General features: G+C 63.5%; 21 protein-coding genes and 1 riboswitch. Of the genes, 6 read left to right on the top strand and 15 right to left on the bottom strand.

Going from position 1 to position 19,084, the window contains the following annotated elements; all coding sequences use genetic code 11:
- Positions 1 to 10: 10 nt before the first annotated feature.
- From ACIQH5_RS08150 to hemE, 8 genes are all read right to left on the bottom strand, one after another.
- On the bottom strand, positions 11 to 1,129 hold the full coding sequence (locus ACIQH5_RS08150) for an LLM class flavin-dependent oxidoreductase (protein WP_400401972.1): 1,119 nt from the start codon (positions 1,127 to 1,129) through the stop codon (positions 11 to 13).
- Positions 1,129 to 2,109, bottom strand: a complete 981-nt coding sequence (hemB, locus tag ACIQH5_RS08145; RefSeq protein ID WP_062072858.1) for a porphobilinogen synthase — start codon at positions 2,107 to 2,109, stop codon at positions 1,129 to 1,131. Before hemB ends, ACIQH5_RS08150 begins: the two co-directional genes overlap by 1 nt.
- Positions 2,106 to 2,960 (bottom strand): uroporphyrinogen-III synthase, encoded by an 855-nt coding sequence (locus ACIQH5_RS08140; RefSeq protein WP_400401969.1) that lies wholly within the window; start codon positions 2,958 to 2,960, stop codon positions 2,106 to 2,108. Before ACIQH5_RS08140 ends, hemB begins: the two co-directional genes overlap by 4 nt.
- Before the next feature lie 10 nt (positions 2,961 to 2,970).
- The gene (hemC, locus tag ACIQH5_RS08135; protein ID WP_400401967.1) at positions 2,971 to 3,969 is read right to left on the bottom strand and encodes a hydroxymethylbilane synthase; all 999 of its coding nucleotides are present in this window, start codon (positions 3,967 to 3,969) and stop codon (positions 2,971 to 2,973) included.
- Complete coding sequence (locus ACIQH5_RS08130; protein WP_400401965.1) at positions 3,966 to 5,189, bottom strand: ferrochelatase; 1,224 nt, start codon at positions 5,187 to 5,189, stop codon at positions 3,966 to 3,968. Before ACIQH5_RS08130 ends, hemC begins: the two co-directional genes overlap by 4 nt.
- Complete coding sequence (hemQ, locus tag ACIQH5_RS08125) at positions 5,186 to 5,887, bottom strand: hydrogen peroxide-dependent heme synthase (RefSeq protein ID WP_400401962.1); 702 nt, start codon at positions 5,885 to 5,887, stop codon at positions 5,186 to 5,188. The genes ACIQH5_RS08130 and hemQ overlap by 4 nt, the downstream gene beginning before the upstream one ends.
- A 72-nt stretch (positions 5,888 to 5,959) precedes the next feature.
- Positions 5,960 to 7,462, bottom strand: coding sequence for a protoporphyrinogen oxidase (hemG, locus tag ACIQH5_RS08120; RefSeq protein WP_400401960.1), 1,503 nt, complete (start codon positions 7,460 to 7,462; stop codon positions 5,960 to 5,962).
- Between the two features lie 5 nt (positions 7,463 to 7,467).
- On the bottom strand, positions 7,468 to 8,583 hold the full coding sequence (gene hemE / locus ACIQH5_RS08115) for a uroporphyrinogen decarboxylase (RefSeq protein ID WP_400401958.1): 1,116 nt from the start codon (positions 8,581 to 8,583) through the stop codon (positions 7,468 to 7,470).
- A 158-nt stretch (positions 8,584 to 8,741) separates the two neighbouring features.
- Here hemE and ACIQH5_RS08110 point away from each other — a divergent pair, with 158 nt between their 5' ends.
- Complete coding sequence (locus ACIQH5_RS08110; RefSeq protein WP_400401956.1) at positions 8,742 to 10,064, top strand: glutamyl-tRNA reductase; 1,323 nt, start codon at positions 8,742 to 8,744, stop codon at positions 10,062 to 10,064.
- Between the two features lie 2 nt (positions 10,065 to 10,066).
- On the opposite strand, the gene ACIQH5_RS08105 is transcribed toward ACIQH5_RS08110, so the two are convergent.
- Positions 10,067 to 11,062, bottom strand: a complete 996-nt coding sequence (locus tag ACIQH5_RS08105) for an SDR family NAD(P)-dependent oxidoreductase (protein WP_400401953.1) — start codon at positions 11,060 to 11,062, stop codon at positions 10,067 to 10,069.
- A gap of 38 nt (positions 11,063 to 11,100) precedes the next feature.
- Positions 11,101 to 12,303, bottom strand: coding sequence for a molybdopterin-synthase adenylyltransferase MoeB (gene moeB, locus ACIQH5_RS08100; RefSeq protein WP_400401951.1), 1,203 nt, complete (start codon positions 12,301 to 12,303; stop codon positions 11,101 to 11,103).
- A 6-nt stretch (positions 12,304 to 12,309) separates the two neighbouring features.
- Between moeB and ACIQH5_RS08095 the strand changes: the two genes are divergently transcribed.
- From ACIQH5_RS08095 to ACIQH5_RS08085, 3 genes are read left to right on the top strand one after another with little or no spacing between them, the layout of a single operon-like run.
- Positions 12,310 to 13,044, top strand: coding sequence for a TetR/AcrR family transcriptional regulator (locus ACIQH5_RS08095; RefSeq protein WP_400401950.1), 735 nt, complete (start codon positions 12,310 to 12,312; stop codon positions 13,042 to 13,044).
- A 50-nt stretch (positions 13,045 to 13,094) separates the two neighbouring features.
- Positions 13,095 to 13,319 (top strand): DUF3107 domain-containing protein, encoded by a 225-nt coding sequence (locus ACIQH5_RS08090; protein ID WP_024817432.1) that lies wholly within the window; start codon positions 13,095 to 13,097, stop codon positions 13,317 to 13,319.
- Positions 13,320 to 13,357: 38 nt separating this feature from the next.
- The gene (locus ACIQH5_RS08085; protein ID WP_400401947.1) at positions 13,358 to 13,660 is read left to right on the top strand and encodes a hypothetical protein; all 303 of its coding nucleotides are present in this window, start codon (positions 13,358 to 13,360) and stop codon (positions 13,658 to 13,660) included.
- Positions 13,661 to 13,732: 72 nt separating this feature from the next.
- Here the strand turns inward: ACIQH5_RS08085 and ACIQH5_RS08080 are convergent, their stop codons facing one another.
- The 4 genes from ACIQH5_RS08080 to thiO form a co-directional block, all read right to left on the bottom strand.
- Positions 13,733 to 14,068 (bottom strand): 4a-hydroxytetrahydrobiopterin dehydratase, encoded by a 336-nt coding sequence (locus tag ACIQH5_RS08080; RefSeq protein WP_400401945.1) that lies wholly within the window; start codon positions 14,066 to 14,068, stop codon positions 13,733 to 13,735.
- Positions 14,069 to 14,106: 38 nt separating this feature from the next.
- Positions 14,107 to 14,919 carry a thiazole synthase gene (locus ACIQH5_RS08075; protein WP_400401943.1) on the bottom strand — a complete coding sequence of 271 codons (813 nt, stop codon included), beginning with the start codon at positions 14,917 to 14,919 and terminating at the stop codon, positions 14,107 to 14,109.
- Between the two features lie 3 nt (positions 14,920 to 14,922).
- Positions 14,923 to 15,159 (bottom strand): sulfur carrier protein ThiS, encoded by a 237-nt coding sequence (thiS, locus tag ACIQH5_RS08070; RefSeq protein ID WP_400401940.1) that lies wholly within the window; start codon positions 15,157 to 15,159, stop codon positions 14,923 to 14,925.
- A complete protein-coding gene (gene thiO / locus ACIQH5_RS08065) occupies positions 15,156 to 16,454 on the bottom strand; it encodes a glycine oxidase ThiO (RefSeq protein ID WP_400401939.1) in 1,299 nt (432 codons plus the stop codon). The genes thiS and thiO overlap by 4 nt, the downstream gene beginning before the upstream one ends.
- A riboswitch (TPP riboswitch) is annotated at positions 16,447 to 16,565 on the bottom strand. It overlaps the preceding gene by 8 nt.
- 27 nt (positions 16,566 to 16,592) lie before the next feature.
- On the opposite strand from thiO, the gene thiE reads away from it, so the two are divergent.
- Entirely contained in the window at positions 16,593 to 17,270 is a 678-nt protein-coding gene (gene thiE / locus ACIQH5_RS08060) for a thiamine phosphate synthase (RefSeq protein ID WP_400401937.1), read from the top strand.
- Between the two features lie 21 nt (positions 17,271 to 17,291).
- Here thiE and ACIQH5_RS08055 read toward each other — a convergent pair whose 3' ends face one another.
- Positions 17,292 to 17,975, bottom strand: a complete 684-nt coding sequence (locus ACIQH5_RS08055; RefSeq protein WP_400401935.1) for a ferritin-like fold-containing protein — start codon at positions 17,973 to 17,975, stop codon at positions 17,292 to 17,294.
- Between the two features lie 158 nt (positions 17,976 to 18,133).
- Here ACIQH5_RS08055 and ACIQH5_RS08050 point away from each other — a divergent pair, with 158 nt between their 5' ends.
- On the top strand, positions 18,134 to 19,081 hold the full coding sequence (locus tag ACIQH5_RS08050) for a TM2 domain-containing protein (RefSeq protein ID WP_400401932.1): 948 nt from the start codon (positions 18,134 to 18,136) through the stop codon (positions 19,079 to 19,081).
- The last annotated feature ends 3 nt before the right edge of the window (positions 19,082 to 19,084 follow it).

The following is a 19,084-nucleotide window of genomic DNA, read 5'->3' as shown; positions in this document are numbered from 1 at the left end:
TGGCCGCAGTCTAGGCTGCAGCGAGCAGCTCGGTAACCCGCGGGGCCACCTCGGTGCCGTAGAGCTCGATGCAGCGCATCATGGACTGATGCGGCAACGTTCCATTGCTGTATTTGAGGTCGAATCGGTCCACACCGAGGTTCCTCTTGAGGAGAGCGATTTTCTGCGCCACGGTTTCCGGGGAGCCAACATAGAGGGCACCTTCAGGGCCGCACATGGCGTCGAACTCGCCGCGGTTTCCAGGGCCCCATCCACGCTCGGCGCCGATCCTGTTGCGCTGGTCCAGCCAGTGCGGGAAAAGCTCTTCCCGGGCAGCCTCGTCAGTGTCAGCGATGAAACCGGGTGAGTGCGTTGCGATCTGTCGCATGGGATGCCCGTACTTGGCCATCGCCTCACGGTACAGGTTAACCAGCGGCGCAAAGCGGCGGGGTTCTCCCCCAATAATGGCGAAAATAATGGGGTAGCCGTATTCGGCGCAGCGCAGCACGGATTCAGGCGTGCCGCCAACACCAATCCAGGTTGGCAGCAGGTGGTGCTGCAGTTGTGGATACACCTGCAGCCCGTTGACGTTGGGCCGGGTGCGGCCTTCCCAATGAACGGGTTTCTGGGCGCGTACTTTGTCGAACAGCTCCAGTTTTTCTTCGAAGAGGACTTCGTAGTCCGCCAAGTCCAAGCCGAACAGCGGGAATGATTCAACGAACGATCCCCTGCCTAGCATGACCTCAGCCCTGCCATTGGACAGCGCATCCACCGTGGCGAAGCGCTGGAAAACCCTGATGGGATCATCGGAGCTGAGCACGGTAACGGCCGACCCCAAGCGAATCCGCGAGGTCACCGCGGCCGCCGCTGCAAGGAAAACCTCGGGCGCGGACACAGCGAAATCACGGCGGTGGTGCTCCCCCACACCGAAGGCATGGATTCCGACGGCGTCAGCCAGTTTCGCTTCCTGCAGCAGCTCGCGCAGGACGCGCGCATGCTCTTTGGGGTTTCCGTCGGCATCCACGCCGGCGTCGCCGAAGGTGTTCAGGCCAAGCAGGATCTCGTTTGCCGCCACTGGCGCGGCGGGATCGGTCTGCGAGGCAGGATCGGACGGGACCGTGGATTCTGATTCAGAGGGGAGGGAAGACATCAGGACTCCTTCAGCCAGCCAGCCAGTTCGGAGGCCCAGTAGGTCAGGACGGTATCGGCGCCGGCACGCTTGATGCCGAGGACGGATTCAGTGATGGCACCCCGCCTGTCGATCCAGCCGTTGGCGGCTGCCGCTTCGATCATGGCGTACTCTCCTGAAATTTGGTAGGCCGAGACCGGGACAGGGCTCATGGCGGCGACGTCGGCCAGGATGTCGAGGTAGCTCATGGCGGGCTTGACCATCACCATGTCTGCGCCTTCTTCGAGGTCCAGTTCGACTTCCAGGATGGCTTCCCTGCGGTTGGCCGCATCCATTTGGTAGGTGCGGCGATCACCTTTGAGCTGGGAATCTACGGCCTCACGGAAGGGGCCGTAGAACGCTGAAGCGTACTTCGCTGCATAGGCGAGAACCGCGGTGTTCTTGTGTCCGGATTCCTCCAGTGCCTGACGGATGACCGCGATCTGGCCGTCCATCATGCCCGAGGGCCCCAGCACATGGGCTCCGGCGTCGGCCTGGGCAACTGCCATCCGGCCATAGATCTCCAGCGTGGCATCGTTGTCCACGTAGCCCTGTGAATCGAGGACTCCGCAGTGGCCGTGGTCGGTGAATTCATCGAGGCAGACGTCGCCCATGATCACCAGGTCATCGCCTACCTCGGCCTTGACGTCACGGATGGCCTTGTTCAGGACACCGTCCGGGTCCAGCGAAGCGGTGCCTTGCGCGTCACGTACTGCAGGCACGCCGAACAGCATGATGCCGCCCACACCCAGCTCCACGGCTTCGGCTGCGGCGCGTTTCAGGGACTCAGTGGTGTGTTGGACCACCCCCGGCATGGAACTGATGGGACTCGGCTCGGTGAGGCCTTCCCGGATGAACGCCGGGAGGATCAGGTCCGCGGGCGCCAAACGGTTCTCTGCGGTGAGCCTGCGCATGGCCGGAGTTGTGCGCAAGCGGCGGGGACGATGGTTCGGAAAGCTCATTGCGAATTCCCTTCGTTGGCGAAAACAGATTCCAGGGCGGCCACAATGCCGTCCGGGGTAGGTACTTTGGCGGTGCCTGCCACGGTGAGGCCCATCCGGGAAGCCTCCGCCGCCGTCGGCCGCCCAATGGCGATCAGCCGGCAATTGCCCAAGGGCAACAACGTTGCAGCAATCCGGCGCGCAGCGCTGGGAGAAGCAGCCACCACGGCGTCTACTCTCCCGGCGTTCAGTGCTGCCCGCGCTTCCTCGGGACTAAGCGTCACCGGTGCGTCGGTGGAGGAAACCACGACGTCGGACGGAAGTTCCGCTGTCAGGCGGAGTTCCGCAGCGGCAGGGTAATCGACCGTGCGGTAGGCGACAACGGACGTCACGTCCGCACCACTGGCCGCCAGGCCATCGCGCAGGCCGGCCGCCGCGATATCGGCTTGAGGCAGGAAAACCCGTTCATGGGACGCCCCCCACACGGCAAGGAGGCCCTCGGCTGACTGGACGTCGGCAGGTGCCAAAGCAACGGTGAGGCCTACGGACTCAATAACCTTCCGGGAGGAAGGGCCAATAGTGGCCACCTTCGTTCCCGACGCCACAAGATCCGCGAGGGCCATTCCACGCTGGGCAGCTTTTTCCAACAGAACCCGGACGGTGGTGATGCTGCTGATCACCAGCCAGTCGAAGCCGCCAGCCGTCAGCTGATCCAAGGCCGCGTCAAGGGGAGCTTGGTCCCCTGCCCTCTCAAAATCGATGAGCGGAAGCAGCAACGGCTCCGCCCCCAACTCGCTCAAGAGCGACGCCAAGGGGCGCGCACGGTCAGCGTTCCTGGTGATCAGGACGCGCCGACCGGTCAACCCGTTCACTTCATGCGGCTCAGGACGCGGCAAGGTCCGCGATCTCCGCGGCGCCGGCAGCGAGCAGAAGTTCTGCCACTTCGATGCCGAGCAACGTTGCCCCGACCTCCGTGAGTCCGTCTGTGGCTTTCTTCTCGCGGACGGTCTTGGTGCCATCAACAGCACAGACCACTGCTTCGAGGTGCAGCATGCTGCCCTTCCGGAAGGCGTAAGCACCCACGGGGGCCGCGCAACCGGCTTCAAGCCGAGCCAAGACGGCGCGCTCGGCCGTGACGGCGAGGCGGGTATCGTCGTCGTTCAATGCGGCAAGAGCCTGAGCCAGCACCCCGTTGGAGCCCTCGGTGGAACCAGCCAGACGCGGAGCGTCATCATTCCGGCATTCGATGGCCAATGCTCCCTGGCCGGGGGCGGGCAGCATCACGTCTGATTCGAAGAACTCACTGACGGTGTCCAGCCGGTCCATGCGCTCCAACCCAGCGGCGGCCAACACCACGGCGTCAAGATCGCAGGATTTCCCCGGAACGACATCATCGGTCACGTTTCCCGGCAGACCCGGGACACGGCCGAGGCGCGTGTCCACATTCCCGCGGATATCGAGTACCTCAATGTCCGGACGTGCAGCCCGAAGTTGAGCGGCACGCCGTGGTGAGCCTGTACCAACTTTGGCCCCGCCCGGCAGCTCAGCGAGAGTCATACCGTCGCGTGCACAGAGAACGTCGCGGACATCCACACGCTTCGGTGTTGCGGCGATGCTCAAGCCAAGCGCCGCCCCCGTGGGCAGGTCCTTGAGGGAGTGCACTGCAACATCACAGGTCTCAGCCAGGAGGGCATCCCGAAGGGCCGCGACGAACACACCTGTACCGCCCATCTGGGAAAGAGAACCGGTCTTGACGTCGCCCTCGGTCTTGATGTGCACGAGCTCCACCGGGAAGCCGCCAACAGCAGCCAAGCGGTCCGCTGTTTGCTGCGTCTGCGTCAGGGCAAGTTTGCTAGCCCTGGTGCCGATGCGTACCGTCACTTGGCAGCCTCCGAAGCGGGGTAGGCATCGTGACCGATACCGATGCCGACGCCAACTTCGGAAATAACGGGTTTTGCCCCGCGGAAGTTCTCGCAGCAGTTAGGACGGCAGACGTCATACCAAGGGCCCAGGTCCGTCACGTGGGGACGATCGGCGATGTTGTTTTCCACCGTGCGCTCACAGATGAGGTCCACCAGACCGGACACGAAGGCCGCATGCGTCCCCGGGGTGGGAACACGGGTGGCCTCGATGTTGAGGTTTTTGCAGGTTTCCAGTGCCTCGGTGTCCAGGTCCCAGGCAACTTCCATATGGTCGCTGACGAACCCCAGAGGAACGATCACCACACCGCGGACGCCTTCGGGGGCGATCTCTTCGAGATGGTCATTGATGTCCGGTTCAAGCCAGGGAATGTGAGGGGCGCCGGAGCGGGACTGGTACACCAGGTCCCAGGCAACGTTCGGTGCCACGGTGTCCATGATGGCCTGCGCATTGGCAAGGTGCTGCGCGGCGTAGGCGGATCCTTCAGCGAACTCGCGCGGCTCGTCCTCGGAGCTGCCTGCGGCCTCTGCATCGCGGGTAGGAATAGAGTGCGTGGCGAACAGCACCCGGATCTTCGAATCCGGATCAGCAACGCCGGCAGCGGCCAGCTTGCCTCGGATTTCTTCCAGACCGGCGGCAGTGCCTTCAAGGAAGGGCTGGACCACGCCGGGGTGGTCGAAGTACTGGCGGATCTTGTCCACTTCAAGCTTGCCGTCCAAGCCCGTCTCCGTCAGGGCAATGCCAATGTCTTCGCGGTACTGGCGGCAGCTGGAGTAACAGGAGTAGATGCTGGTGGTGAGCATCAGGATCCGGCGGTGTCCGGCGTCGTAAGCGTCCTGCAGGACGGGCGCAATGTAGGGATCCCAGTTGCGGTTGCCCCAAAGTACGGGCAGCTCGATGTCCCGCTTGGCCAGCTCAGCCTCGATGGCGGCCTTCAGCTCACGGTTTTGCTGGTTGATGGGGCTGATCCCGCCGAAAGCACGGTAGTGGTGCGAAACCTCTTCGAGGCGCTCGTCCGGGATGCCCCGGCCACGGGTGACGTTGCGGAGGAAGGGGATGACGTCATCTTGACCTTCAGGGCCACCGAAGGAAGCGAGCAGCACGGCGTCGTAATGCTTGGCTTCCTGGCGGCCACGCTCAGTGACGGCGTTCTGTGCAGTGGATACAGCGGGGCCGGTCATGCGAGAACCTCGGCAATCTCGGCAGCCGTGACGCGGCGGCCGGTGTAGAAGGGGATTTCTTCACGGACATGGTTGCGGGCCTCGCTGTCCCGCAGGTGGCGCATCAGGTCAACAAGGTCCACCAGTTCCGGTGCCTCGAGTCCAAGAATCCATTCCCAGTCCCCCAGCGCGAAGGAGGAGACGGTGTTGGAGATGACCTGCGGGAATTCCCTGCCCAGCAAGCCGTGTTCGCGGAGCATGGCGCCGCGTTCCTCGGCCGGAAGGATGTACCACTCGTAGGAGCGCACAAACGGGTAGACGCAAAGCCAGGTGCTGGGCTCGACGCCCCGAGCGTAAGCAGGCACGTGGCTCTTGGAGAATTCAGCCTCGCGGTGCACGCCCATGGCGGACCAGACGATGTCGGTTCCCGCGAAGAGCTTGCTGCGGCGGATGGACCGGACGGCTGCCTGCAGGTCCTCGGGCTTGGCGCCGTGGAGCCACACCATGATGTCCGCGTCCGAGCGCATGGCAGAGACGTCGTAGCTGCCCCGGAGAATCACGCCGCCCTCCGCGAGCTTTTCTGTGAGGGCTTCGAATTCCTGGGCAGCATCGCCGCTGCGCAGGACGTCGGCCGAGCGCTTGAAGACCGTCCACAGCGTGTAGAACTGTTCTTCGGTTTCAGCAGTTTTAGTGACAGATTCGGCAGAAGTGTGGCTCATGGTTCAAGTTTGCCCCGTGCTAGCCGCGAAGTCGAAACGGATCAGTTCTACAAGGCGTAGAAGTGATGCAAATCACAAATCGGAGGATCTGTCTGCGGCTGCCACGGCCAGTTGTGCACGCGTATCGGCCACCACCGCGGCCAGGCCATTTCCGGCCAACCAGCCACCCACCACGACAAGACGATCGGCAGCGGCGCACACCTGACGGACCTGCGCCACACGCTGTTTATGACCGACGGCGGCGAACGGCAAGGCTCCTGCCCACCGCACAACATCCCAGTCCACGATGTCCGCCCGGGTCACCGGCACCGTCAGCAGAGCGGAAGCATCTTCCACGGCGGCGGCAAGGAGCGATTCATCATCCATGACCACGTCCGCGCCGCCGGCTGCCTCTTCACGCCGACCATAGGACAGGCGCAGGACGTGTGTGCCAGGACCAGCTTCGTCAGCCAACCAATCCCATTTCGCCGTTGCGTGCGTCAGGGCTTTGGCCTTGATCCCCGGGGTTTCAGGCGCCACCAGGATTCCGGTCCCGCGGGGCCTGCCATCGAGCTGCGGCAAGTCCACCACCAGGGTCACCAGGCTCACCAGCGGCCCGGGAGCCGGACGCAGGCCGGCCAGCTCGGGCACGGACTTCTCCAACAGTCCGACGGCGGCCGGGCCGTCAAGCGCAACCACCAGCCGGCCGGCGTCGAACGTGGAATCTCCAGCGGTGACCCGCCAACCCTCCCGCGTCTTCGCGACGTCGTCGGCGTGCTGGCCGGAGAGCAGCTGAACACCACGTGCCCTCAGGTCAGCGACGAGTGTGTCCACCAAGGTGTTCATTCCACCTTTTAGCCCCGCGACGGCGGAACCCGCTTTTGCTGGACCGGAAGATGCTCCGCCCGAGGAGGATGATGAGCCCTTTGCGGCTATGCGTTGAGCCGCAACGGCAGCGGCGAGTGAACCATGGGTACGGATTCCGGCGCGCAGGCCCGGCGCCACCATATCCACGTCCAGCAGGGCAGGGTCAGCCGAGTGAACGCCGCCCACCACCGGCGAAACAAGCCGCTCCAGAACCCTCTTGCCCATACGGGTGCGCACCAGAGCGGAAACGCTGGTGACCTCTGAGGACGTTCCGGCAGAGGCCGGGAGCCAGCGGTCAAAGGAGGCCCTGATGGCGCCGACGAGCCCCAGGGATCGCCGGACCTCGGGATCCCAGGGATTCGCGGGAATACCGAGCACTCCCGTTTTGGGGAGCTCCTGCGGACCGTCCGGAAGCTGTACCCAGGCACCTCCGGGATGAGGAGTGACGATCTTGTCGGCCAGCCCCAGCTCACGCGCGAGATCGGCTACGGCCGTGGACCGCGTGGCAAACGACTCGGCCCCACTGTCCAACTGCAGCCCGGCAACAACGTGCCTTCCCACGCAGCCTCCCCAGGCAGTCCCCGCCTCAAGGACAGTCACCGCCGAACCGGCCGCAGCCAGTTCCCGCGCGGCGATCAGGCCCGAGATGCCGCCTCCCACTACCAAGGCAGTGGGCCGTACATCTGTTGCTTTGGGGTCTGACGTGGGCGTCGCGTGCCCCCCGCGCATTACGTCTACTCCGCTGAGATGGAGTGGATGAGCTGCACCACGCGCGTCAAGACGGTTGGATCCGTTTCGGGCGGAACTCCATGGCCAAGGTTGAGGACGTGGCCAGGTGCGTGGGAACCGGCAGCGATGACCTCGCGGACATGGGCCTCGAGGACCTCCCACGGAGCGGACAGAAGAGCGGGGTCGATGTTGCCCTGGAGCGGCACAGTGCCACCCAGGCGTCGGTTTGCCTCGTCCAAGGGCAACCGGTAATCGACGCCCACAACATCGACGCCGACGTCCCGCATGGCAACCAACAGCTCGGAGGTGCCGGTTCCAAAGTGAATCAACGGCGCCCCGAGCCCGCGGACATGATCCAGTGCCCGGGTGGATGCCGGCGCCACGTACTTGGTGTAGTCGGCCGGGCCCAGGGATCCTGCCCAGGAGTCAAAGAGCTGCGCAGCCGAAGCGCCGGCCTCAAGTTGCGCCTGAAGGAACATCCCGGAGGTATCGGCAGCCCAGTTGGCCAGCGCGGCCCAGGTTTCGGGATCAGCGTGCATCATGGTCCGCGGCCCGAGGTGGTCCCGCGAGGGCTTCCCTTCAACCATGTAGGCGGCAAGGGTGAAAGGGGCACCGGCGAAACCGATCAGCGGCGTCTTTCCGAGTTCGGCAACCGTCAGGCGGACGGCTTCGCGGATCGGCTCGAGGGCTTCCCAGGTCAGGCTGGGCAGGGCAGCAACATCCGCCGCTGTCCGGACCGGCTTGTCCAATACGGGCCCTACGCCCGGGACGATGTCCACGCCAACGCCGGCGAGCTTCAACGGAATAACGATGTCCGAGAAGAAGATTGCGGCGTCCACATCGTGCCGGCGAACAGGTTGGAGGGTGATCTCGGCGGCGAGTTCAGGCCGGAGGCAAGAGTCCAGCATGGCAACGCCTTCGCGCACCTTCAGGTACTCGGGCAGGGAACGGCCGGCCTGGCGCATGAACCAGACTGGCCTGCGGGACGGCGTGCCACCACGGTATGCAGTGATCAACGGCGAGTCCGAGGTACGGCCGTCTTTCAGCGGGTGGTCGGCGCCGAGGGTTCCCGCCGGGGCGTTCGAAGCCGTACTGTTGGATGCTGCCGCGCTAGAAGTCATGCCTTCGATTGTGCCGAAAATCCGGGGCAAAAGATAACGACAAGCTGTCACGTCGCGCCCCGCCCGGGCCGTTGTGGCGGGGATCACTCATCCGCGTGGGGATCACCACGGCGCCATATTGTTCTACCGGGCTACGAAAAAGCTATGATTGGGGTGCTGTGGTTCTTTTCTCATTGGTGGCTACACACGCCGACATCGACCTCGAAACTGTCGCTCAGTTGAGCAACGGTTCCTCTGAGCTTGCCTCGGCAGCCCTTGCAGACTCCTCCGTGGTTTCCGGCGCCGTAGTTCTGGCCACGTGCAACCGCTACGAAATTTACGGAGAAACAGCCAACGGGGCTGACCTTGAGGCAGCACGCTCCGCCCTGGTTTCGCAGATCAGCGAATTCAGCGGCCTCAACGAGCAACTCGTCTCACGCTCTTTTGCCACAAATACCGGCCCGGATGTCACACGGCACCTCTTCGCTGTGAGCGCCGGCCTGGATTCAGCCGTGGTGGGTGAGCGGGAGATCGCAGGCCAGGTCCGCCGGGCACTGATCACCGCCCAGCAGGAAGGCACCGCCAGCTCCGGCCTCGTGCGGCTCTTCCAGGCGGCCTCCAAAACGGCAAAGGACGTGGGCGCACAGACGGCCCTCGGCTCCCGCGGGCTTTCGATCGTTTCCGTCGCCTTGGACCTCGCCACCGACCTCGCCGAGAACGACGATTGGTCCACCAAGAAGGTGGTGGTCTTCGGAACCGGCGCCTATGCCGGCGCCACCATGTCGCTCCTGCGTGAGCGCGGCTGCACAGATGTTTCCGTTTATTCCTCCTCCGGCCGCGCCGAGGGCTTCGTAGCCACCCGCGGCGGAACCGCACTCGACGCCGACACTCTTCCCGCTGCTGTTGCCGCGGCTGACGTCATGATTGGCTGCAGCGGCTCGGATAACCGGGTGGAAGCCGCGGATCTTGCCCGCGTCCGTGCCCACTCGGGCAAACCTTTGATCGCGATCGACCTCGCACTCACCCATGATTTTGACCCCGCAGTGGGCGAACTCGACGGCGTTGAACTCCTCACGCTTGAGTCCGTTCGGCTCGCTGCGCCGCAGGAACAGGCAGAGTCGCTCTCGCAGGCCAGCGCAATCGTCAACGGCGCCGCAACCTCCTTCGAGTCCGAACGTGAAGCCCGCTCCGTGGACACGGCCATCGTGGCACTCCGCCGCCACACCATGAACGTCCTTGACGCGGAAATGGAAAAGGTCCGCGCCCGTCACGGTTGCACAGCCGCTGCCGAAGAGGTGGAATTTGCCCTGCGCCGGATGGTCAAGCAGCTCCTCCATATTCCCACTGTCCGGGCCCGCGAACTGGCAGCCAACGGTCAGCAGGATGACTATGTAGCAGCCCTTGAGGCCCTCTACGGAATCCAGGTGGAACAGCCCTCAGCCGCGTCCCCAGCTGCCGAGTGCCCCGTGGATCACCAGCAACTCCGCTCCGAAAGCGCCTGAGCCTAGCTCGATCCGAACGCGTTCACGCCAGTCAGGCGAGCCGAAAGATCCCATAGTTTTGCTGCTTCCGACCTGTCCACAGCGTGGGCATCCACTCCCTGATAGCGGGCGAGCGGCGAATCTTTATCGGTGGGCCGCGCAATATCGCAATCCTCACAGTAGACGCCGCCCTTGCCAGCCAGCGCAGGTGAAGTGGCAACCCATATTGAGGTCGCCGCACCCTGCTGGGGCGTTTTGAAGCCTTCCCGCACTGTTCCTTCAGCGTCCATCCACCCTGCAGCGACCATCTCTTCCTTGGGCAAATGACGTTGCAACTCGGTCATGATGCCGCCCGGATGAACTGCGAACGCCCGCACTCCGGAGCCCCTGCCCAGTCGATCCAACTCCACGGCAAGGAGGGAATTGGCCGTCTTGGCTTGGCCGTAGGCCCGCCACTTCTCGTAACCGGTGGCAAAGTTGATGTCGTCGAACCGGATCGGAGAAAGCTTATGTCCGGTGGAAGACAGTGAAACAACCCGGGCGTCAGTGGCGGCGGCCAAAGCAGGCCACAACGTATTCACCAGGGTGTAATGCCCCAGATGGTTGGTGGCGAACTGCGCTTCCCAGCCGGGGCCTACCCGCTGTTCCGGGCTTGCCATGATGGCGGCGTTGTTGATGAGGATGTCCAAAGTGGGATGCCTCTCCAGATAGCAAGACGCAAAGTCCTTGACGCTGTCTTGATCGGCCAAGTCCATCTGTTCCACCTGGACCTCGTTTCCAAGGCCGGCTTCTGCCAGGACCGCTGTTGCGTGTTGGAGCCTGCGGGCCGGCACAGTGACGTCCGCGCCGGCCGAAACCAAGGCCCGCACCGTTTCCAAGCCAAGCCCCGAATATCCCCCGGTGACGATCGCACTCTTGCCAGTAAGGTCGATGCCGCCAATAACCTCCGCGGCAGTCGAACCGTGCCCGAATCCGGAGCCGATCGGCCGTTGCGGGGCGTCTGTCCAGTCTTCGCTCATGGTTGAGCTTCCCAGACAGGGCCGGGCCCAGGCAACGACTAGTAGACAGGCTTCTCTGGCTCGACGTCGCGCACCCAGGCGAGAATACCGCCGTCGAGATGGCTGACGCGGGTGTAACCCGCCTTTTGCGCTGCCTCAAGGACAGCCGCCGAGCGGGTGCCGGCCTTGCAGTGGAACACAATGTCCTTGTCCTGCGGCAGCTCCACCCACGCCTCGCCGGAGAGGATGCGGCCCTGCGGAATGAGGACAGAGCCGTCGATATTCACGATGCTGTGCTCGCCGGACTCGCGGACGTCCACAAGTTCGAAGTCCCTCTCCCCCAGCTCCCGCTCGGCGAGCATTGCGGCGAGGTCCTTGGCGGAAACGGTGTGATCCTGGTCCGTGGCCACCAGTGGCGTCACGCCGCAGAAGGCCTCATAGTCGGTCAGTTCCGTGATGGGCTCGGCTTCCGGATCCTTGGAGACCTTGATCTCGCGCCAACTTCCGCCCAAAGCATCAAAGAGCGCCACCCGGCCCAGCAATGAACGTCCGACGCCGGTGATCAGCTTCACGGCCTCGGTGACCATGAGAGATCCCACCGCTGCGCAGAGCATGCCGAACACGCCGCCCTCGCCACAGGACGGCACAGAGCCGGCAGGAGGCGCTTCGGGGTACAGATCCCTGTAGGTTGGCCCGTGCTCGGCCCAGAAGACGCTCACTTGGCCGTCAAAGCGGAAGATGGATCCCCAGACGTAGGGCTTGCCGAGGATGGCAGCGGCGTCGTTCACCAGATAACGGGTGGCGAAGTTGTCAGCGCCGTCCAGGATGAGGTCGTACTGTTCAAACAACTCCAGCGCATTGGAGGAGTCGAGCCGGACGTCATGCAGGACAACATTGACCTGGGGGTTGAGTTCGGCGATGGCGTTACGCGCCGATTCGATCTTGGGCGTACCCACGTCCTTCACACCATGGATGACCTGGCGCTGCAGGTTGCTGAGGTCCACCTGGTCATCGTCCACGATGCCCAGCGTCCCCACTCCGGCGGCGGCCAGATACAGCAGTGCCGGGGACCCCAGGCCGCCGGCGCCTATGACGAGGACTTTGGCATTCTTAAGCCTGCGTTGGCCCAGGGCGCCGATTTCAGGAATGATGAGGTGCCGGGAATACCGTTCCACCTCGGTGGGCGTAAGTTCGGCTGCCGGTTCAACAAGGGGCGGCAGGACAGCGGGCGCAGCGGTGTGGGCAGCAACAATTGAGGCCATACCCCAATGTATGCCCGCAGATACCGCCGGGTCATATTACCCCCCGGTAGAGTAGTCATAACTGCAAAGGAAAGGCGGCAGACTGTGGCTGACGGCACACGGGCAAACGATGGGGCACCGGCCAAGCAGGAACGGGCAGGTACAACGCGTTCACCAAGGTTGCCGCGGGACGAGCGCCGCGCACAGTTGCTGAACGCGGCCTTGGAAGTATTCGTCTCCAACGGCTTCCACGGGGCGGCCATGGATGAAATCGCAGAAGCCGCTCATGTGAGCAAACCAGTGCTTTACCAGCACTTCCCGTCCAAGCGCGAGCTCTACATGGCGCTCCTGGACAGCCACTTGGCTACCCTGACGCAGCTGATGCTCGACGCCTTGAACTCCACCACGGACAACAAGGAACGCGTCAAGGCCGTTATGCGCGCCTATTACAGGTTCATTGCCGATGACGACCAAGCCCATCGCCTGGTGTTCGAGTCGGACCTGATCAACGATCCCGATGTCAGCTCGCGTTTGGAGACGTTCAACAAAACGTTCGCGGATGCCGTGGCCCACGTGATCGCCGAGGACACCAAGCTGCCCCCTCTTGAAGCGCAGCTTCTTGGGCGTGGCCTGGCTGGAATGGCGCAGGTCAGCGCCAGATATTGGCTTGAAACGGATGGAAACCTGGACCTCGATGTGGCCAGTGATCTGATCTATCGTTTAGCTTGGCGCGGAATCAGTCGATTCCCCAAAGAGTCCTAGGCTACAAATAGAGGACTGACTTACAACTTGATTGGCTTGGAGGCCTTGCTGTGGAAGTAAAGATCGGCATTCAGAACGTTGGCCGTGAGATCGTGCTCGAATCCTCCTTGGATGCCGACGCCGTCGCCAAGATTGTGGCCGAGGCTGTGACCAAAGGCTCCGAGCTTCGCCTCACTGATGAAAAGGGCCGCCAGATCATCGTTCCCGGCAACGTGCTGGGCTATGTGGAGATCGGCGCCGAGGAAACCCGGCGCGTAGGCTTCGGCGCCCTCTAGGGCTTTCCTACCTCTCGTCCGTCCGCTAAGGAGTTTTCATGCTTTCTCTCGTCGTGGTGGTTCTGGCCACCGTTGCCACCGGTTTCATTGTGTGGGCCAACGACAAGCGGCACGGCAAATACGGGATCGCGTTGCCGGCCGGTGTCTCAGCAGCTGTGGGCACCCTGAGCTGGATCGCGTTCATCAGTGCCGGTTTGGGTTACCAGCCTGGCGCGACGTGGATTCCATGGGTGTTGCCGATTGTCTTGGGAACCGCTGCTGCCGCGGGCGCAGTGGTCTTCCTGGGCAGGACGCGCACCAAGCACGATACTGCGGCCCTGACCAAGGCACTTCGCCTCTAGGGCCCAAAGCAGCAACAAGGCACAGCAGAGTGACTGTCACCAACCGGTGGCAGTCACTACTGTTTTAAAGCTTCACGACGCCGGATATCGCTCGGGTTGCGCGGCGGCACCTGTCTTCGCAGCTGCTTCGCTCACTGCAGTGGCAGCGGCGACGTCTCGTTGGGTTACCTGTCCGCCAGCATCATGGGAGACGTAGCGCAGGAAGACCCTGTTGTAGCGCCACTCCAGATCCGGATGGTGATTTTGTTCTTCGGCGATCTGTCCCACCGCGGCGATGAGCGCAAGCGCGTTCGCCGCCGTCGAGGTTTTATAGACAGTCACCAGGCCTTCCTGGTACTTCCAGTCCGGAAGGAGCCCGAGGGCAGCGTTGATGGCTTCCTCAGTCAATTGCTCGTCCTGACGTGCCATGACTGCTCCTCCTCTTCAGGACTGTTCCGAAGAGCCGATCAGAGGAACTCCGCCCGGCCTTCCATCGCAGAGGACGCCAGTGCATGCTCCCGTCGGGGAATCCGGCCAGCTTGTTTCGCCAGCCTACCGGCGATGACGGCGTGTTTGAAGGCTTCACCCATCTGGACCGGGTTCTGCGCCCGGGTCACAGCGGTTGCAAGCAGGACGGCGTCGCAGCCCAGCTCCATGGCAAGGGCGGCGTCGGACGCGGTCCCGATTCCGGCATCGAGCACCACAGGCACGGAAGCCCGGGACACGATCAGCTCAATGTTGTGCGGGTTCAGAATGCCAAGGCCGGTCCCGATGGGCGATCCCAGCGGCATGACGGCGGTGGCGCCCAGGTTCTCGAGCCTGAGCGCTAGAACGGGATCATCATTCGTGTAGGCGAACACCTTGAAGCCGCGGTTAACCAGTTGTTCCGTCGCATCCACCAATTCCACGGCGTCAGGAAGGAGCGTGTGTTCGTCGGCGATGACTTCCAGTTTCACCCAATCGGTCTCCAAGGCTTCCCGAGCGAGCTCAGCGGTCATCACGGCATCCTTGGCCGTAAAACAACCGGCGGTGTTGGGCAGGACGCGGATGTTGTGGTCAACCAGGAGCTGGAACAGCGATCCCGTTTCAGCCGGCGAATAGCGGCGCATCGCCACTGTAGTGAGCTCCGTCCCCGAACTCAGAAGCGCAGCCCCCAGGCCATCGAGGCTCGGCGCTCCGCCGGTACCCATGATGAGTCTGGAACCGAGTTCCACGCCATCGATCACCAGGGCGTCGGTGGGGGCGCCAGTGGTGCGAACGTCAACGTTTGATGTTGTCATGCTTCAGCCTCCCTGGACTGCTGTTACGAGTTCGAGTTCGTCTCCGTCGGCGAGCGCCGTCACGGCCCATTGGCTGCGCGGCACCACCTCGGAATTACGTGCGACGGCGACACCCAGCTTTCCGCCGTCGGCCGCCTGTCCGCGGCGGTCCAGGACCCGGCCGGTCATGGCAGTGACGAGGGTGCTGACGGATGCGTCGTCGGCCACTGCGTGATCGTTTCCGTTGAGTTTGATATTCATGCGGTTTCCTCGGTAAGGGTTTTAGCCGCTGGTGCGTGTACGGCAGGTGTGAGTACGGCTGATGAGAGTAAAGGGGAAACAGAGGCGTTGCCCCCGAATCGATCGGGCAGGAAGGGATTCCACCGGGGGTCCTTGGAGCCGTTGATGAGTTCTCCCACGATCTTGGCGGCCACGGGAGTCAGCAGGACTCCGTGGCGGAAGAAACCAGTGGCGATCACCAGGCCCTCAACGTCGCCGTTGGGACCGTTGACCCGTCCAAGCAAGGGTGCATTATCGGGAGTTCCAGGGCGGGGGCGGGCCGTTGCCTCCAGCAGTTCCAGCTCCGCGACTGCGGGCACCAGCACTTGGGCGTCCCGCAGCAACTGGTACACCCCGCCCGCGGAAACAGCGTTGGAAGCCGTTGACAATCCGTCTTCGCGTTGTGTCGCTCCAATGACCACGGTGCCATCATCCCGGGGCACGATATACACCGGCACGCCACGAACCATCCCGCGAACCGTGGACGAGACCAAGGGCCGCAGGTGTTCGGGAACGCGGAGCCGGAGGATGTCGCCGTACACCGGCCTCACTGGAAGGTTCAGGCCCTCAGGAAGCCCGCACAGGTGAGGAGCTCCCAGTCCGTTGGCCACCACCGTCTCCCGGGCGTGGACGAGGCCGCCGGATTCGAGCTGAACACCAGCGACCCGTCCGCCGTCCCACAGCAGGCCGCGGGCCGGCGAAGACACGGCGTATCCCTCATCTGCCCCATACACCCAGGATTGGTGGTCCGGCTCATGGGATGACAATCCTGCCACGAGGCATGCCGCCAGTTTCCTCGGATCCACCTGGTGGTCGGCAGGAATGTCGAAGGCGCAGGAAATCTGTGGGCTGAGAAGTGGCTCGCGTTGCCTTGCGTCCCGCAAGGCCAGCGGTTCAACACCTAAACCGGCGGCAAGCTGCACAGACCTCAAGTCTGCGAGCGCCCTGCGATCGGCGGCATCGGCGCCTACGGCGAGGGTCGGCGTCGTGCGGTATCCGCTGTCCCTTCCCCTTTGGTGAAGGGACTCCACAAAGGAGGGCCATTGTTGGGAAGACACGAGCATCAATTCCAGGAGGTCTTCCTCCTGGTAGTGCAGTTCGCTGACAGGTGCAAGCATTCCGGCTGCCGCGAACGTTGCGCCCGAGGCCGGGTGGGGATCGATCAGCACCACTGAACGGCCCAGTCGCCTGGCTTCGTGGGCGATGCCGAGACCTATGATGCCCGCGCCGATGACGGCCACATCTGCCTGGAGGTGGGTGTGGCGGGGATCTGCCATTCGTTTCCTTCCCTACGCCGGTACTAGCCGGATCAGGTCAAGCGGTCGGCTCTGAAGCCCTCTCAGCCGGACAGTCATATAACGACCCTCGCGGCTCCCGCAGTACGTGCCCAGTTTAGAGGAACTACTCTGGTTTCCATGACCCAGCCTGACACCCTCGCCTCCGCCCGTCTCTACCTGTGCACCGATGCCCGCAAACGGCAGGGCGATTTTGAAGACTTTGTGGACGCCGCTTTCGAGGGCGGCGTGGACATCATCCAACTCCGGGACAAGACCCTGGAGGCCGCGGAGGAACTTGAGATGTTGGCCGTGCTGCGGAGCGTTGCGCAACGGCACGGACGGCTTTGGGCCGTCAACGACCGGGCGGATGTTGCCAGTATTTCCGGGGCTCCCGTGTTCCACATCGGGCAAAAGGACCTGCCACTGACAGCTGCCCGAACCCTCTTGCCGAACGTCACCGGCATCGGCCTGTCCACCCACACACCGGAACAGATTGACGCAGCTGTGGCCACTTCCCAAGGCCCCTTGGGACTGGATTACTTCTGCGTGGGTCCGGTCTGGGCTACACCCACCAAACCCGGCCGTGCTGCTGTTGGTCTGGGCTTGGTCACATATGCCGCAGAAGCGGAGAAACGTGCAGGCGGCGGTGTGACTCTTCCGTGGTTCGCCATCGGCGGCATCGACCACAGCAACGTTGAACAGGTGGTAGCCGCGGGGGCCAGCCGCATCGTCGTCGTCCGTGCCATTACCGAGGCAACGGACCCGACGGCGGCGGCGAAGTCGCTGTTGCAGGCGTTGGACACCGTCCAGCGCTAGTGGGCCCTGAGGCGGTGGCGTCTACGCCGTCAGGCCCAGGCCTGTCATCCGGCGTGCGTGCTTTCCGGCGAGTTCGGTCGTCAAGGTTTTCACCGCGGCCCGCGCGTCCCCGCCACTTTTCAGCGCTGGGCCCAGCAGGGGGTGGTCCATGCCTACGCGCTGCGCCTGCGTCAGAGCCTCTCCCACCAAGCGGCGGCCCCATAGTGCAAGGCGCGAGGCCAGCCGCGGGTCATCGGCCAAGGCCCTCCTGAGCAGGACGCGAAGGACCTCAGTGGCTTGGTCCGGGGAAGCCACGCGCTCAACAAAATGTTGCGTTGTTGGGTCGAGGAACGTCGAGACAGCCTTGTAGAAGTCAGATGACACGGTGTCGATCACATAGGCCTTCATGAGCGATTCGAACCAGTCCCCCGGCTTGGTGCGCTCGTGGAAATGATCGAAGGAACGCTGGAACGGCAGCATCGCATCTTCGGGGTCGACGCCCATCTCCTTCAACCGGTCGCTGAGCAGTGCGAAATTGCCGTAGGCGCCCACCGCGATCTTCGCCAGCACCGCCCGGTCATGGAGTGTGGGTGCATAGCGTGAATCCAATGAGAGCCGCCCAAAAGCGGACAACTCCCCATACGCCATGGCGCCCAGCAACTCGCCGGAGAGTTGCCCGGTGGAGAGTTGCCCGGCAGAAGCTGCGGCGTCCGCGGAAATGCCCATGGACCCAGCCTATCCCTGGCTGGCCATCCGGTTCCCGGGGATTGCGTTCCTGCTTCCAGCTCCATTCCTACTAGGCTGACTCGAAGTGAGTTGACTGCCCTCTTGCCCTGCATAGCGCATGTCCTCCTCCTCGCACCCACTTCACTGAAGGATTTTCAATGAGTCACCCCAGTTACCCACCCGCGCCTCAAAACGACGCCGGGTCAGGAGTTCCGCAGGTCCCCGCCGCACCCTACGCCTACGGCGGCCAGTTCCAGGGTGGGGCACAGCCGGGCTACCAGCCCGGACCGGATTCGGGCCCCTACGGAACCCCGGTGGGAGCTCCGGCGAAGTCCTTCATGACCACATGGATCCTGGCCCTGCTCCTGGGTAGCTTCGGTGTGGACCGCTTCTATCTGGGCAAGATCGGTACCGGAATCGCGAAGCTGCTCACAGCCGGCGGCTTCGGTATCTGGTCCATCGTTGACCTCATCATCACGCTGACGGGAAACGCCCGGGACAAGCAGGGCCGTCCACTTGCGGGTTACCCGGAGAACAAGAAGAAGGCATGGATCATCACCATTGTCGTCTGGTTCGCGGGCCTGATTGTCGGAATCGTGTCCACGGTGTTGTCGTTGACCCTTGTTGCTGCTGCAGTCCAGGGTGCAGGCACCGCTGCCCCGGTCCTGCCGTCGGCCTCCCAGGAGGCACCGGCACCGTCGTCGGGCACTGCCTCTGATGACGGTTCCTTAACCGTCACCATGTCCGAGGGCAACACCGTGAAGGTCAGCCTCCTGAACTCTGGTTACACCACCGAAATTCCCGGGATGTCCTATATGAAACCGACCAAGGAAGGCTTCCTCCTCTTGGAGGTTTCCTGGGAGGCCACAGCTGGAAGCAGTTACGCCTCACCCTCGAACTTCGAGGCCTTCGACGCGGACGGCGCCAAGGGCGAGGAGATCTACGTCGAGGATGGTCTGGGAGGACTGCCTTCCGGGGATGTAGCCGCCGGAGAGATGCAGCGGGGAGTCATTGCCTTCGACATCAAGAACGGCCCCACCACAGTAGTCATCAGCGATGACTTCGGCGACAAGGCAGCTACTTTCACCCTGACACCGGCAAACTAAACA

The organism is Paenarthrobacter sp. NPDC091711, from assembly GCF_044756605.1.
Taxonomy (GTDB): domain Bacteria; phylum Actinomycetota; class Actinomycetes; order Actinomycetales; family Micrococcaceae; genus Arthrobacter.
This window is presented reverse-complemented; position numbering and strand designations above follow the sequence as displayed.

Excerpts from the sequence above, each read along its gene's own strand:
- ACIQH5_RS08150 (WP_400401972.1), bottom strand. The coding sequence starts at position 1,129 with ATGTCTTCCCTCCCCTCTGAATCAGAATCCACGGTCCCGTCCGATCCT.
- hemB (WP_062072858.1), bottom strand. The coding sequence starts at position 2,109 with ATGAGCTTTCCGAACCATCGTCCCCGCCGCTTGCGCACAACTCCGGCC.
- ACIQH5_RS08130 (WP_400401965.1), bottom strand. The coding sequence starts at position 5,189 with ATGACCGGCCCCGCTGTATCCACTGCACAGAACGCCGTCACTGAGCGT.
- hemQ (WP_400401962.1), bottom strand. The coding sequence starts at position 5,887 with ATGAGCCACACTTCTGCCGAATCTGTCACTAAAACTGCTGAAACCGAA.
- hemG (WP_400401960.1), bottom strand. The coding sequence starts at position 7,462 with ATGCGCGGGGGGCACGCGACGCCCACGTCAGACCCCAAAGCAACAGAT.
- hemE (WP_400401958.1), bottom strand. The coding sequence starts at position 8,583 with ATGACTTCTAGCGCGGCAGCATCCAACAGTACGGCTTCGAACGCCCCG.
- ACIQH5_RS08105 (WP_400401953.1), bottom strand. The coding sequence starts at position 11,062 with ATGAGCGAAGACTGGACAGACGCCCCGCAACGGCCGATCGGCTCCGGA.
- moeB (WP_400401951.1), bottom strand. The coding sequence starts at position 12,303 with ATGGCCTCAATTGTTGCTGCCCACACCGCTGCGCCCGCTGTCCTGCCG.
- ACIQH5_RS08095 (WP_400401950.1), top strand. The coding sequence starts at position 12,310 with ATGTATGCCCGCAGATACCGCCGGGTCATATTACCCCCCGGTAGAGTA.
- ACIQH5_RS08085 (WP_400401947.1), top strand. The coding sequence starts at position 13,358 with ATGCTTTCTCTCGTCGTGGTGGTTCTGGCCACCGTTGCCACCGGTTTC.
- ACIQH5_RS08080 (WP_400401945.1), bottom strand. The coding sequence starts at position 14,068 with ATGGCACGTCAGGACGAGCAATTGACTGAGGAAGCCATCAACGCTGCC.
- ACIQH5_RS08075 (WP_400401943.1), bottom strand. The coding sequence starts at position 14,919 with ATGACAACATCAAACGTTGACGTTCGCACCACTGGCGCCCCCACCGAC.
- thiS (WP_400401940.1), bottom strand. The coding sequence starts at position 15,159 with ATGAATATCAAACTCAACGGAAACGATCACGCAGTGGCCGACGACGCA.
- thiO (WP_400401939.1), bottom strand. The coding sequence starts at position 16,454 with ATGGCAGATCCCCGCCACACCCACCTCCAGGCAGATGTGGCCGTCATC.
- thiE (WP_400401937.1), top strand. The coding sequence starts at position 16,593 with ATGACCCAGCCTGACACCCTCGCCTCCGCCCGTCTCTACCTGTGCACC.
- ACIQH5_RS08055 (WP_400401935.1), bottom strand. The coding sequence starts at position 17,975 with ATGGGCATTTCCGCGGACGCCGCAGCTTCTGCCGGGCAACTCTCCACC.
- ACIQH5_RS08050 (WP_400401932.1), top strand. The coding sequence starts at position 18,134 with ATGAGTCACCCCAGTTACCCACCCGCGCCTCAAAACGACGCCGGGTCA.